The following is a 14,001-nucleotide window of genomic DNA, read 5'->3' on the forward strand; positions in this document are numbered from 1 at the left end:
TCTGTTGTGGAAAACAAAAAACACCGTTCTCTTGCAACGCATCAATCTGGCACTGTTTTTGTTGTCGCGCTTTTACTTGGATTATTATTTAGCTTTTATCAGATTGTTCTCGACTTGCACCAAGAAAAAACTCGATTGTTTGATAAGTACAATTACAAGTTATTGCAAAGCTATAGCACGGGGAGCCAGGCGGCCTATCACATCAGTCCGATGATGGCGAAGCAAGTCGCTTCCGGCTTGATGTCTGACCCTGCGATTCAAAAAGTAGAACTTAAAGATGATTTTAACGATGTGTTAGCGGTCGAATCGCGCGTTATCCTGCACAAAGGTAGCGTTGCTGCTCTTTTTTCTCAGTTTCTTTTTCCAGAAAATAGAATATTCACCACCGAACTGCATCAACCTGATACCAGAAAAAAAGTCGGTGAACTCTCTTTTAGTGTAAACGGTATAGCAGCGGCTCAAGAATTTTCAGTCAGAGCCATCAATATCCTACTTTTTGATCTTTTCCGGAATGTACTGCTCGCAAGTATTCTGCTGATATTCTTCTACCATAAGCTATCTAAACCCGTTATCGATCTCACATTTTGGGTTCGCTCACTACAACACAAAAGTGCCAATCAGCAACTGCCCGGACAACTAAGAAATGACGAATTAGGTCAACTCGCCCAGTCGTTTCAAGCATTATGGAATGAACGGGAAAACGCAACGGAACAACTCAATAAGCACATTGAAGCTCTCGCCAAAAGCGAACACTTTGCCAGTACTATCATGAATAATTCAGGCGATGCGCTGCTGCTCATCAACAGAACTGGAATTATTGCTCACGCAAATAAACACGCATGCAACAGTTTGGGATACTCTAGCCTAGAAATGTTAGGCAAGAAATCCGTTGAAATCAGCGTAAGCTATTCTATTGATTACTTAGAATTTAAGCTTAAGCAGCCTACCGCGAGTGATGTCACGCTATTCGAAGCAACTCATCGTACCCATTCTCAGGGCAACTACCCGGTTGAAGTAACGGCCATAGAGCTTGAACTCGATGGTGATTCCTTGATTTTATTGCAGGCAAGAGACATCTCCAGTCGTAAACTGGCCGAACGTCAAATCCACGATCTGGCTTACTTTGACAGCTTAACTGGGCTACCAAATCGAAAGCAGCTTCTTGATGTGCTCGAAGAAACCATACAAAAGTCATTTCGTACGAGCGAGCCTGGCGTATTAATATATCTAGACCTAGATCGGTTCAAAACGATTAACGACTCACTTGGGCATAACATTGGCGACTTGCTACTTAAATCCGTGGCTAGCCGGCTAATTGATACTCTTGACCCAGTTCAATGCTGTGCTCGTATTGGAGGGGACGAATTTGTCATCATTGTTCCAAATATGAACTTAGAGCAAGCTGAACCCTTTGTTCTCAATTTATTAGATGTCACCAGCACCCCATATACAATCGAATCACACCACTTATATTGCAGTGTCAGTGCAGGGTTAACCGTATTCCCAACCGCTAATAGCAATCCGTTGGATCTTTTACGCCAAGCAGATACCGCTTTATACCGCGCCAAAGCTCAAGGCAGTAATACCCACGTATGGTATGAACCTGAAATGCAGAATCAAGTCAGTTCTTACCTGTCGATAGAAAAAGGCCTGCATGAAGCTCTTAACCTCAATCAATTCGAATTATTCTATCAACCACAAGTAGATGACGTTGACCAAATGATAGGAGCTGAAGCGCTAATTCGCTGGCGTCATCCAGATAAAGGCCTGCTCTCTCCCTTTGTATTCATCCAGATAGCGGAAGAAACAGGTCAAATAATCCCTATCGGTAATTGGATTATTGAACAAGCCTGTATGCAGTTGGCTTTTTGGCAAAATAATCAGCAATTACCCCCTCACTTTAGCCGACTGGCAATCAATATCAGTCCTATGCAATTTGAGCAAAAAGACTTTGTTGACCAAATCGTATCGACACTCAACCGTCATGGCGTCAGCCCCCACGACATTGAGTTAGAGCTAACAGAAAACATGCTGCTGGATAATATTGATCATTGCGCTCAAAAAATGGCACAACTGAAACAATACGGCTTCGCCATTGCCATTGATGATTTCGGTACTGGCTATTCGTCACTAAAATATTTGAAACTGTTAGATCTGGATGTGTTAAAAATTGATCGCTCTTTCATTACCGATCTGCATAAGGAAAAAAGTGATGAAGCCATCGTAGATACTATGATCCTAATGGCCAAACGATTAGGGTTAGAGGTCATTGCAGAAGGGGTAGAACAAGCCGCAGAGCTTGCTCGTCTAAAAGAGTTAGGATGTAAGCATTTTCAAGGTTATTTCTTTGATAAGCCATTAACAGCACAAGAAATAACCCAGCGATTTTCACAGCAACGCATCAGCACAAATCTGAGTGAATAACACGGCAACTGGCTATTAGAAAAAGAAGTAACTCATGACAATGGCATCTTCTTTACCATTGCTTGTTGGATAGTAGTTTCGACGTCTATCCACTTCGTTAAAGCCACCTGTCTCATACAAATTGAATGCGGTTTGGTTGCTCTCTCGTACCTCAAGCCAAGCTGATTCTGCTTTATTTTGCTGACAAATATCTAAAAAGCCTTCCAGCAATTTACGCCCGAAACCTTGCCCTTGAACGTGAGGATCAACAACAAAGTTAAGCAGTGTCATTTCTCCTACGATATTTTGCGCATAAAAATACCCGACCACCTGCTCATCTTTTAGCAACATATAGTGGCATGCCCCTCGGGAGGCCAAATCCCGAATCATGGATTCTTTCCAAGGATGGCTGTGAGCCTGACTTTCAATTTGCCAAATACGATCAAGAAAGGAAGACTCGATAGGAATTAAGGTATTACTCATAGGATTTTATCTGCTGCCATAAAGCTCTACGCTCTATATTGTTGTCATTAATTTGATTCAACGGCAATGATGATAAGATTTTCTTGTCCGGCCAACGCTGTTTGACTGCTTGAATTGCCGCTTCGGGCATACCCGTTAGCCAAATCCATTCTGTACTGTCATTTACTTCAACATTGTCCAGAGCACTAGCTTGAATAAACTGAGCTTGCGAAAGAGCGACGCCAAAACTTTTCGCTACTTTTGCGAAGAACTCTACGTCATTGCCGACGGGAATTCCACTCGCGACCAGCAGTAAAAGGCAATCATCAGATAGAGAAATAACACGAGTATCTTTGCCATAAACCAAATTATCAGGTCGATGGATGATCCACTGATCGATCTGCATTTCTTCAAGGTAAGGGTGCTGTGACATGAAAAGCTCTTAAAGAGTAGATGAGAAGCGAGATGACGAGAATAATGGTAAATCGAACGCAGTGCAAATACATCAACACCACTGCGCTCTCTGCCAACTTCTAGAAAGACAATCAAAAGACTATATTCCCAAACACTGACAACAATTTAAGTTAAGTAAGTGCTAAAAACTCGTCGCTGTATTGAATCAACCCTGAATGACCACTGAGCTCATCCTCTAATAAGGGCATGACTTGGAACGCACCTTCAGGGACTTCCCACTGGCAACGTAATTGATGCACAGTTGCAGATTCAAAACCAAATCGACCGTAATATTTAGGGTCACCTAACACTACGCACACTGGGTAACCTAGTTCGGCGAGAGATTCTAACCCCTCCCGAATGAGTTGGGAGCCAATACCACGATTACGATAATCTTCTCGAACGGAAACAGGAGCCAGCCCTTGCCAATTCAAATCCGTGTTATTGAGCATTACCGGGCTGAACATGGCATGTCCAACCAGCTCTCCGTCATCATTACATGCCACAAGAGACAATGTTCTTTGTCCGTTCTCTCTAAGTTGCATCACGAGATCTGACTCACCACCTCCGGGAAATACATCAGAGACAAGGCGTTGAATCGGTAAGATATCAGCAGGAGCTTCAGTTCGAATAAGCATGAGTAGCCTCTTGATTTTCAGTCTGGGTTTGCAGGCCTTTTTGAACAAAATCCGCAAGTTGATCGAGCATTGTTTTCATCGCACTTGGTAGCGCATCCAAATCTACGCTATCCATCAAGTTTTTAACCTCTAAACCTAATTCAGTATCACCTTCAATACTCAATCTACGTTGAAAAAACAGCGTGTCGGGATCTTCTTTTCGGCCAGCAATTAGAACCAAATCATTCAATTGACCACTAAAGCTCACATCCGCTTCTTTTGGCGAATCAGCAACAACAAGCATTTCGTCTCGATAACTTATGTACCAAGCCAAATTCATATCACTAATATTCACCTTCAACCATTTATCTTCCAAGAACTCAAAGTCTCCATCTTCCAAGGCTTCTTTAAATACTTGTTTTAACGCTTCAAGCAGTGCTCGTTTTTGCAGCGTATGTGGCAGTAAATGGACTGGAGATCTCAAAATTGATGCTGCATTGTGTACCAGCTGGGCACGAATCTTGTTTAACACGCTAAAATCTCTTCAGTTAGTGGTTGGTTTTCTAGTGTCCATAGTAGAGGATTCTCGGACTCAAATCATGTTATGCGTCAAAAAAATCATTGCTAGAGTTTCGAGACCTTTTACATCTGAGTTTTCAAGGTTATAGTTATTGAGATCACGCATTCTAAGTACATGCAGAGCGATTGCAGACATTTCGGTAAAATATTGATGCCAACAGAACAACTACAACTCTGGTTTTCAAAGCTAACGGATAATAGCCCGTTTTTCTTTGCAATATTGGACAGCGCACACAACTATCGCATGGTGAATGATCGCTATTGTGAAATTTCGGGGCTAGATAAAACCGAAATGATTGGGATGTGTGACAAACAGATCCTCGGTGAGTTATTTTATAAAAACCTGCAACCATACTACCAACGCGCTTTTAATGGCGAAACCGTTGAATCCGAAATAACACTTAACGATCATAGCTTAGAAACCAGCTTACATTTTAGCCTTTCGCCAATCATCAGTAAGGGCATTGTTGAATTCATCGCCTTCCACGCGATTGATACGTCTGAAAAACAAATTTTGGTTCGGTCGCTAGAAGAATCTGAAAACAAATTCACACGTTTAACTGAATTATTGCCAAGCGGTTTGTTGCTAGTAGAAGATGGTTGTATCATTTCAGCCAACCGTACGTCATCTCAACTATTGGGGTTTAATAGCCCGGCAGAGCTGTTAGGCGAAGAATTCTCTCGTTTGTTTATCGATGAAAAGAGCAAACGTTCTTTTGGTTCTCAACTTATCCACCTACTGTCTGAGACCAGCATCAATTGCTTGACCGGTGCCCGTTGCGGTATCGAAAGACGCATTAAGCTCAAGTCAGAGACCACCAGCATTCTCGGTAGTCAATCTCATATCATCCTCATTGAGGATTTAAGTAATGCGGAACTAAACGACACTCAAAGCCGTGGTGAAGATGCTCATATTGACTCTTTCACCAAGCTATACAATCGGTTCGGCTTTACTAAACGATTAGAGCAATTCATTCAAAATGAAACACCTTTAGTGATGCTGTATCTCGACATCGATAACTTTAAGAATATTAATGACTCTTTAGGTCATCATATTGGTGATAAGGTCATCAAAGAAGTTTCTGCAAGGTTACAACGACTACTCCCATCTCAAGCTGTACTAAGCCATTTAGGTGGCGATGAGTTTGGCATCATCCTGCCCGATCCAGACCATAACAGAACGGTGGATTTGCTAGGAGAGCGTATCATTTCCTTGATCAACCAACCTTTCGACCTCCACCACTTCAGTAAACGCTTGGCGTGCTCTATCGGCAGTGTTTGTTTCCCTGGAGATGGCCAAGATGCTCGAATTTTGCTGCAAAATGCTGACACAGCGATGTACGAAGCCAAAGATCGCGGACGCAACCGCTTAATCAAATTCAACGACCAAATGAATAAAGAAGCGCGTATGCGACTTTGGCTTGAAATTGAACTTCAAAAAGCACTGCAACAAAATGGTTTGGAAGTTTGGTATCAGCCTAAAGTAAATGCAAAAGACTTCAGTATTAACGGCGCCGAAGCTTTAGTGCGATGGAAGCACCCGGTTGAAGGGTACATCAGCCCTGGTGCCTTTATTCCCGTCGCGGAGAAAGCTGGGTTAATTGAACAGCTTGGTCGAGTAGTCATGAGGGAAGTATTTTCAACGGTAAAGCGCTGGAAAGTACAAGGCATTTTGCCGGGTCGTGTCGCTATTAATCTCTCTCCTGAGCAGTTTGGTAACCCGAAACTGATTGATTACATGGAGAAGCTACTTCATACAACAGAACTCGATCCAAGCTGCATCACTTTTGAGTTAACAGAAAGTGCAGTGATGAGTAATAGTGATCACACATTACAAATGTTGAATGCCATCAAAAAACTAGGATTTGCGTTATCTATCGATGATTTTGGTACCGGTTACTCTTCGTTATCTTACCTTGCTCGTTTCCCTTTGGATGAGTTAAAAATCGACCGTGCGTTCATCACTGATATCGACACGCTTCCTAAGCAGATCACCGTGATCGAAAACATCATCAACCTCGGTAAGTCGCTTAATCTGACTGTGGTTGCTGAAGGGGTTGAAACGCGCCATCAAGCCACTTTATTGTCGAATCTGGACTGCCACTCAATACAAGGTTTTCACTTTTACCGACCACAACCAAAGCAAGAAGTGGAAGAGCTGTTAGTGCAAAATAGAAGACACAGAAATTAACAGAAGAGCTCTCGTCGAGCTCTTCTTTGTTCTTTTCAACTTTTCGGGCTGAAACCTTTAACCCTAAGCTTCCCAATGCTTCTTCTCCTACTCCACATTGAGTAATCCGCTTTTAGTACTTCGTATTTCGTCCTTCCTATTTAGTACTTATCCCACCTTAATCGACAAAAACCTGCCTTGTATCAAACTCAGCATTCATAATTCTTCATAAAATGCGGGCTATAAATAATAACAACTAGGTAACAAGCGCATGGAACTCCTTTGCCCTGCGGGTAATTTACCCGCTCTAAAAACTGCAATCGATTGTGGCGCTGATGCGGTATACATCGGATTCAAAGACGACACCAATGCTCGTCATTTTGCTGGGCTCAATTTTACTGGGAAAAAACTCGATAAAGCGGTTCAATATGTTCATGACCACAATAAGAAGATTCATGTGGCCTTGAATACATTTGCACACCCAAATGGATTTAACCGCTGGACAAATGCCGTTGATAACGCGGCCGCTATTGGTGTTGATGCCTTAATTGTGGCCGATATCGCGGTGTTGGACTATGCAGCAACCAAGTACCCAGAGATGGAATTGCATCTCTCTGTGCAAGCCTCGGCAACCAATGTTGCTGCCATCCAATTCTATACCAATAATTTCAATGTTAAACGCGTGGTTTTGCCTCGTGTACTTTCGATCCACCAAGTAAAACAACTCTCTCGTAACATCCCTCAAGGGGTTGAGCTTGAGGTATTTGCTTTCGGAAGCTTGTGTATCATGTCGGAAGGTCGTTGTTACTTATCATCTTATATGACAGGCGAGTCTCCAAATACGGTTGGTGCTTGTTCTCCAGCTAAGTATGTACGTTGGCAAGAAACAGAAAATGGTCTGGAGTCTAGGCTGAACGAAATCTTGATCGATCGATACGCTGAAGGGGAAAATGCTGGTTACCCTACTCTGTGTAAAGGCCGCTTTGACGTGAATATCGATGGTGAAACAAAGCGCTACCATGCACTAGAAGAACCAACGAGCCTAAATACACTGTCTATGCTGCCTGACTTATTTGCAGCGAATGTTGCCTCTGTAAAAATCGAAGGCCGCCAGCGAAGTCCTGCCTATGTAGAACAAGTGACTCGGACGTGGCGTGAAGCCATCGACCATTACCTAGCAAACCCAACGCAATATCAAGTCGCTAAGCAATGGGATGCAACTTTAGCCAACGTTTCTGAAGGCAGACAAACCACGCTAGGTGCATATCACCGAAAATGGCAATAAAGAGATTTGAATATGAAATACGCATTAGGCCCTCTTCTTTATTTTTGGCCAAAACAAGATGTTGAGAATTTTTACCAACAAGCCGCTAACAGCCAAGCGAATATTATCTATCTTGGTGAAAGTGTTTGCTCCAAAAGGCGTGAAATGAAGCCTGCACATTGGTTTGATATTGCCAAACAGCTCGCTGCTGATGGCAAGCAAGTGGTACTTTCTACCATGGCTTTATTAGAAGCGCCAAGCGAAGTCAATGTCATGAAGAAGTACATTGATAACGGCGACTTTACTATTGAAGCCAACGATGTATCGGCAATCCAACTCGCCAGCGATAGTAAAGTACCTTTTGTTGTAGGCCCGGCGGTTAATGCTTATAACGCGCAAACGTTGCAGCTGTTTCTTAAACAAGGCATGACACGTTGGTGTATGCCTGTAGAGTTATCAAGAGAGTGGTTATCGCAAGTCATGACTCAATGCGAGCAACTTGGTATCCGAAATAAATTTGAAGTAGAAGTGTTTAGCCACGGGTATTTACCACTGGCGTACTCTGCGCGCTGTTTTACCGCTAGAGCCGAGGATAAGCCTAAAGACGAATGTGAAACTTGCTGTATTCGTTACCCAACGGGGTTAAAGGTTGAAAGCCAAGAAGGACAGGAAGTCTTTAACCTTAATGGCATTCAAACGCAATCTGGCTATTGTTACAACCTAATCAATGATTTAACTAGTATGACAGGGTTGGTTGATGTGGTTCGACTTAGCCCACTAGGGCTAGAAACCTTCTCACACTTAGATCAATTTAAATCCAATGAACAAGGGCAAAACCCTATCAAACTAGAAAACCGCCAATGCAATGGTTTCTGGCATCAATTAGCTGGACTGGAAATAAAATAGCCGGGCAGGAAATCAAACAGATCAATTCAAACGCCATAATAAGCTCTCTGCGTGAGAGCTTATTATCTACCTTTCCGAACCGACTAAACAGCTGCACTCGTCTCTTGTCGTAGTCTAAGAGCGGTCTTTGAAGGCGAAAGTTTCACATCCCTTAATAGCACAAAGAAAATGAGCCCTGATAGTGCGATATTTGAAAGTGGGAATGCCATCCATACTCCATCGACACCGAAATAGCCGGGTAAAACAAATAAGAATGGCAATTGAATGACAATATTGCCTACGGTGATCATCACCGCCTTTTTACTTTCACCTAACGCTTGGTAATAAGCCGAGGCCACCACAATAAAACCATCTAAGAATACCGCGAATAAGTGCAAACGAATGCCTACAATCGCCTCTTGTTGTAAAGCAGGATCAGTACCATTGAAAATAGATACAATACCTTGAGGGAACACGTTAACCAAAACCGAAAATACAATGCCGCCAATGACCGCAGTAGCCATAGCAATTTTCAACAATCGATACACATTATTGTGCCGCTGCGCACCATAATTAAAGCTCACTAGTGGCTGCATTCCATTTGCTATTCCCTCCGCAACGAAGTAATAAATCGTCACGATATAACCAACAATGGCGTAAGCCCCGACAACCAGTAGATTGCTGTGTACTGAAAACATCCAGTTGTGTAATGCAACCATAGTACAGCCATAGGCATACATGAAAAAGCTCGATGCCCCCATGCCTGATATGCGAAGCATCGCCTCCCAATCTAAAGAGAAATGCTTAAGACGAATTCTTAGGGTGGCAAACGGGCTGAAAAAGTAAGATAAACCAATAACGGCAACAACGGATTGTGCAATAGACGTTGCAATCGCAGCCCCTAGTAACTCCCAGTCCAACAAAACAATAAACACGTAATCCAATGCTATATTAGTCAACGCACCGACCACCATTAAAATAGTAGCTAAGTTAGGGCGGTTATCATTTCGCAGTAAAAATGGGATGGCAAACGAGGTAAGTACGATAGGTGAGGCATAGTACAGTACCTGTACGTACTCCAGGGCCATATCAAAAACCACGCCTTCAGCACCTTGACTACGTAACAAGAATGGGGAGAATTCCATCAAAGAAAATGAAATTATCGGTGCCAAAAACACAATAAATACCATACTGGATGCAATGATCGTCTTCGCATCCTCTATTCGCTCCTCACCTTGCCAGATAGAAGCGATAGCCCCTGTCCCAACGCCAATCATCATGCCAAGGCCTAACACAGAACCAACGATTGGCCAGGCTAGATTAATCGCAGCGAGTCCGTCCGCTCCAATATAATGACCGATAAAAATACCATCGACGATTTGATACAAACCGTTGACCAGCATTGCAACAATGGTCGGTAACGTGTAGCGCCAAAACTGTTTGTAAATGGATTGTTCCATCAATTATTCACTCATGTTTAATGCAAAATATAAACTAGATATATATTTTAATATCAAACTTTATCACAATAGTTGATTAACAATGTACTATTAATTTCAAATCAACCTTTTATTAATATGACTTTCGACCAAAACCCCAATTAGAGAATAAATAGAACGACATTAAATTGAATGTAACAATTTCTTTTCAATCAACGCTTAATGATCAAAAAAGTCACCCATAAATGAGTGACTCTGTCGTCTTATTCGTTAGCTAGTGCTTATCATTGCTGCTCTTTTTCGAGCTCCTGCTGCCTTGCTTCACGAAGGATATTGTACATATTACCGAGTTCAAGGTAAGAGTACCTGTGCTCTACGTACTCAAATACATTGAACGCCAATGACAACTTATAAAGTGAGATAGCATTTGCGAAATCTCCTTTTAGTTGATGTCGCTTACCTAAATAAAAATACACTTCGGTTAAACGTTGAGCCAGAACTTCGTTCCCTGTCGTTCCATCAACGATGGCTTTGTATGCCTGCTCTTCGGTGATTTCTTCTAGCATAATGGCGACCATGAGCCAGCCCCAGCGTTCACCTCTGTCGTCGTAGCGCTGCTTTAATTTACTCTCAGCGGCAACCGGATCAATTTCAAGCTCTATAACATAAAGCCAAAGAGCTCGAAATGGGTCTTGAGGATCATCTAAATAATGCTTACTCATTTCTTCAAAAGCGAGTTCGTAGCGACCACCATAATAAAGTGCAATCGCACGGTTACGCTCGGCATATTCGTTGTCAGGATCGAGATCTAAGGTAGAATCGAAGGATTCATAAGCCGCATCAAATTCTCGTTTCTCAGTAAAGTAAACACCAAGCAGGTTATAAACATCCGGTTGGCGAGGGTTCAGTTTAAGTGAGCGCTCAAAATCCAATCGAGCTAAATCTCGCAAACCAACACTATCGTAATAATTACCGCGTTCGTAATACATTTTTGCACGAACATCATTGTTCAAATCTTGACGAGTGAGTAACTGAGAAAGGCGAGCAATTTGAACTTCTTGTTGCAAGCTAGGTTGAAGCGGAACGGCCATAGGTGGATAAACCCATTGGCTATTGTTAGATGCACATCCTGTTAGCAGTAGAAGCGCACTAACTCCTGCTATTTTTAACCATTTAACCAAACTGATTCTCCTGTTTTCTCCTCGCCTCATTGATTTGACGTATTTTTTTGTATAAAAAAAGGGAGGAGCTTATTCGCTCCTCCCTTTATAACATGCTTTTGCTTAATTGCGTAAGCGAGTTACTTATTCAGTATTCGTTATTCAGCGCTTGCTTCGTCACTAGATGCCGCTTCTTCAGCTGGCTTTTCTACTGCTTCTTTCATGCTCAAACGTACACGGCCTTGACGGTCGATTTCAAGTACTTTAACCGGTACTTCTTGGCCTTCTGTTAGGTAGTCAGATACTTTCTCTACACGCTTATCAGCGATTTGAGAGATGTGTACTAGACCATCTTTACCAGGAAGAATCGTTACGAATGCACCGAAATCAGCAAGACGCGCAACTTTACCCATGTAGATAGTACCGACTTCAACTTCAGCAGTTAGTGCTTTGATGCGGTTGATCGCATCTTCAGCTTGCTCACCAGAAGTTGCAGCAATCTTAACTGTACCGTCGTCTTCGATTTCGATCGTAGTGCCAGTCTCTTCACAAAGAGAACGGATCACAGCGCCGCCTTTACCGATTACGTCACGGATCTTATCAGTGTTGATCTTCATCGTGTGAATACGTGGAGCAAACTCAGAGATATCTTCACGAGCACCAGAAATTGCTTCATCCATCACTGTAAGGATGTGCTTACGCGCACCTTGAGCTTGGTTAAGAGCGATTTGCATGATCTCTTTAGTGATACCTTCGATTTTGATGTCCATTTGAAGCGCAGTGATACCTTCGTTAGTACCTGCTACTTTAAAGTCCATGTCGCCAAGGTGATCTTCGTCGCCTAGGATGTCAGAAAGAACAACGAAGTCGTCGCCTTCTTTAACTAGACCCATCGCGATACCCGCAACAGAAGCTTTAATTGGAACACCAGCATCCATAAGTGCTAGAGACGTACCACATACAGAAGCCATTGAAGAAGAACCGTTAGATTCTGTGATTTCCGATACAACACGAACTGTGTATGGGAACTCTTCAATAGAAGGCATTACTGCCGCGATACCACGTTTAGCAAGCTTACCGTGACCAATTTCACGACGCTTAGGAGAACCAACGAAGCCAGTTTCACCAACACAGTATGGAGGGAAGTTGTAGTGTAGAAGGAAGTGATCTTTCTTCTCACCCATTAGGCTGTCAATGATTTGCGCGTCACGTTGTGTACCAAGCGTAGCCGTAACAAGTGCTTGAGTTTCACCACGAGTGAACAAAGAAGAACCGTGAGTACGTGGAAGAACGCCAGTACGAACATCAAGTGCACGAACCATGTCTTTCTCACGACCATCAATACGTGGGTTACCAGCAATGATGCGGCCACGTACAACGTTTTTCTCTAGAGAACCAAGCATGCCGCGAACTTCGCGCTCATCCAAAGTTTCGTCAGACGCTAGAAGCTCAGCAACGACTTCATTTTTGATTGCGCCAACTTGCTCGTAACGAGCCATTTTTTCAGTGATTTGGTAAGCATCAGAAAGACGAGTTTCTGCTTTTTCAGCAACAAGCGCTTTAAGCTCAGTGTTTACTGCTGGTGCTTCCCAGTTCCAAGAAGGAGTAGCAACTTCTTCTGCGAACTCATTGATTGCTTTGATGACTACTTGTTGTTGATCGTGACCGTAAACAACCGCTGCTAGCATCTCTTCTTCAGACAAGTTGTCTGCTTCAGATTCAACCATAAGTACCGCACCTTCAGTACCAGACACAACAAGGTCTAGTTTAGAGTTTTCAAGCTCAGTATTTGAAGGGTTAAGTACTAGTTCGCCATCGATGTGACCAACACGTGCTGCACCGATAGGACCGTTGAATGGAACACCAGCGATAGACAGTGCCGCAGACGTAGCGATCATAGTGATCATGTCTGGGTTTACGTCAGGGTTGATAGAAACAACCGTTGCAATTACCTGTACTTCGTTTTTGAAAGCACTTGGGAAAAGTGGACGGATTGGACGGTCGATAAGACGAGCCGTTAGTGTTTCAGCTTCAGAAGGACGACCTTCACGCTTGAAGAAACCACCAGGGATTTTACCAGCAGCGTAAGTACGCTCTTGGTAGTTAACTGTTAGCGGGAAGAAGTCTTGACCTTCTACAGCCGCTTTTTTAGCAACAACAGAAACGAATACTGATGTATCGTCCATGCTTGCCATAACTGCAGCAGTCGCTTGGCGAGCCATTACGCCTGTTTCTAGAGTAACGGTGTGGTTGCCGTATTTAAACGACTTAACAACTGGTTTTTCGAACATTGTATTTCCTTTCGTCTAGGGGAGCCCTAGATTAGAGTTAAGGTAACCAAGACATTACGAATCGCGACTAGTAAAAAAGGGCTTAGGAAGTACGAAAAGCTAAGTGCTAAGCTCTAAGTGTTAAGAGCTAGAAGCATCACTTTATACGCTAAGCACTTATCTTCTCTTACTTCGCTTTTAGTACTTCGCTCTTAGTACTTAGCTTCTCGCACTTGGCGCAAGCCCGCTTTTAATAGCCGCGACCTTTTGGTCGACATCGGTGACTGTAATGTAAAGGT

General features: G+C 43.0%; 11 protein-coding genes. 4 read left to right on the forward strand and 7 right to left on the reverse strand.

The genetic code is table 11. From position 1 onward, the window contains the following. Positions 1 to 6 precede the first annotated feature (6 nt). Complete coding sequence (locus VTAP4600_RS07320; RefSeq protein WP_197708660.1) at positions 7 to 2,424, forward strand: EAL domain-containing protein; 2,418 nt, start codon at positions 7 to 9, stop codon at positions 2,422 to 2,424. 15 nt (positions 2,425 to 2,439) lie between these two features. Here VTAP4600_RS07320 and rimI read toward each other — a convergent pair whose 3' ends face one another. The 4 genes from rimI to ubiT all read right to left on the reverse strand — a co-directional run bounded on the left by rimI (position 2,440) and on the right by ubiT (position 4,467). Continuing rightward, a complete protein-coding gene (gene rimI, locus VTAP4600_RS07325) occupies positions 2,440 to 2,886 on the reverse strand; it encodes a ribosomal protein S18-alanine N-acetyltransferase (protein ID WP_102522194.1) in 447 nt (148 codons plus the stop codon). Then, positions 2,879 to 3,298, reverse strand: a complete 420-nt coding sequence (locus VTAP4600_RS07330) for a DNA polymerase III subunit psi (RefSeq protein WP_102522195.1) — start codon at positions 3,296 to 3,298, stop codon at positions 2,879 to 2,881. The genes rimI and VTAP4600_RS07330 overlap by 8 nt, the downstream gene beginning before the upstream one ends. 151 nt (positions 3,299 to 3,449) lie before the next feature. Next, on the reverse strand, positions 3,450 to 3,956 hold the full coding sequence (locus VTAP4600_RS07335; protein WP_102522196.1) for a GNAT family N-acetyltransferase: 507 nt from the start codon (positions 3,954 to 3,956) through the stop codon (positions 3,450 to 3,452). Beyond that, positions 3,940 to 4,467, reverse strand: coding sequence for a ubiquinone anaerobic biosynthesis accessory factor UbiT (gene ubiT, locus VTAP4600_RS07340; protein WP_102522197.1), 528 nt, complete (start codon positions 4,465 to 4,467; stop codon positions 3,940 to 3,942). The genes VTAP4600_RS07335 and ubiT overlap by 17 nt, the downstream gene beginning before the upstream one ends. Positions 4,468 to 4,665: 198 nt before the next feature. Between ubiT and VTAP4600_RS07345 the strand changes: the two genes are divergently transcribed. The 3 genes from VTAP4600_RS07345 to VTAP4600_RS07355 all read left to right on the forward strand — a co-directional run bounded on the left by VTAP4600_RS07345 (position 4,666) and on the right by VTAP4600_RS07355 (position 8,854). Then, positions 4,666 to 6,705, forward strand: coding sequence for a sensor domain-containing protein (locus VTAP4600_RS07345; protein WP_102522198.1), 2,040 nt, complete (start codon positions 4,666 to 4,668; stop codon positions 6,703 to 6,705). A 250-nt stretch (positions 6,706 to 6,955) separates the two neighbouring features. Further along, positions 6,956 to 7,969: a ubiquinone anaerobic biosynthesis protein UbiU gene (gene ubiU / locus VTAP4600_RS07350; RefSeq protein WP_102522199.1), complete on the forward strand. Its 1,014-nt coding sequence runs from the start codon at positions 6,956 to 6,958 to the stop codon at positions 7,967 to 7,969. A gap of 12 nt (positions 7,970 to 7,981) precedes the next feature. After that, a complete protein-coding gene (locus VTAP4600_RS07355; RefSeq protein ID WP_102522200.1) occupies positions 7,982 to 8,854 on the forward strand; it encodes a U32 family peptidase in 873 nt (290 codons plus the stop codon). An 83-nt stretch (positions 8,855 to 8,937) separates the two neighbouring features. Here the strand turns inward: VTAP4600_RS07355 and VTAP4600_RS07360 are convergent, their stop codons facing one another. From VTAP4600_RS07360 to pnp, 3 genes are all read right to left on the reverse strand, one after another. Continuing rightward, the gene (locus tag VTAP4600_RS07360) at positions 8,938 to 10,293 is read right to left on the reverse strand and encodes an MATE family efflux transporter (protein WP_102522201.1); all 1,356 of its coding nucleotides are present in this window, start codon (positions 10,291 to 10,293) and stop codon (positions 8,938 to 8,940) included. A 263-nt stretch (positions 10,294 to 10,556) separates the two neighbouring features. Then, positions 10,557 to 11,453 carry a lipoprotein NlpI gene (gene nlpI, locus VTAP4600_RS07365; protein ID WP_231897889.1) on the reverse strand — a complete coding sequence of 299 codons (897 nt, stop codon included), beginning with the start codon at positions 11,451 to 11,453 and terminating at the stop codon, positions 10,557 to 10,559. A 137-nt stretch (positions 11,454 to 11,590) separates the two neighbouring features. Next, positions 11,591 to 13,723: a polyribonucleotide nucleotidyltransferase gene (gene pnp / locus VTAP4600_RS07370; RefSeq protein ID WP_102522203.1), complete on the reverse strand. Its 2,133-nt coding sequence runs from the start codon at positions 13,721 to 13,723 to the stop codon at positions 11,591 to 11,593. Positions 13,724 to 14,001: the final 278 nt, after the last annotated feature.

This window comes from Vibrio tapetis subsp. tapetis, assembly GCF_900233005.1.
GTDB classification, from domain to species: Bacteria; Pseudomonadota; Gammaproteobacteria; order Enterobacterales; family Vibrionaceae; genus Vibrio; species Vibrio tapetis.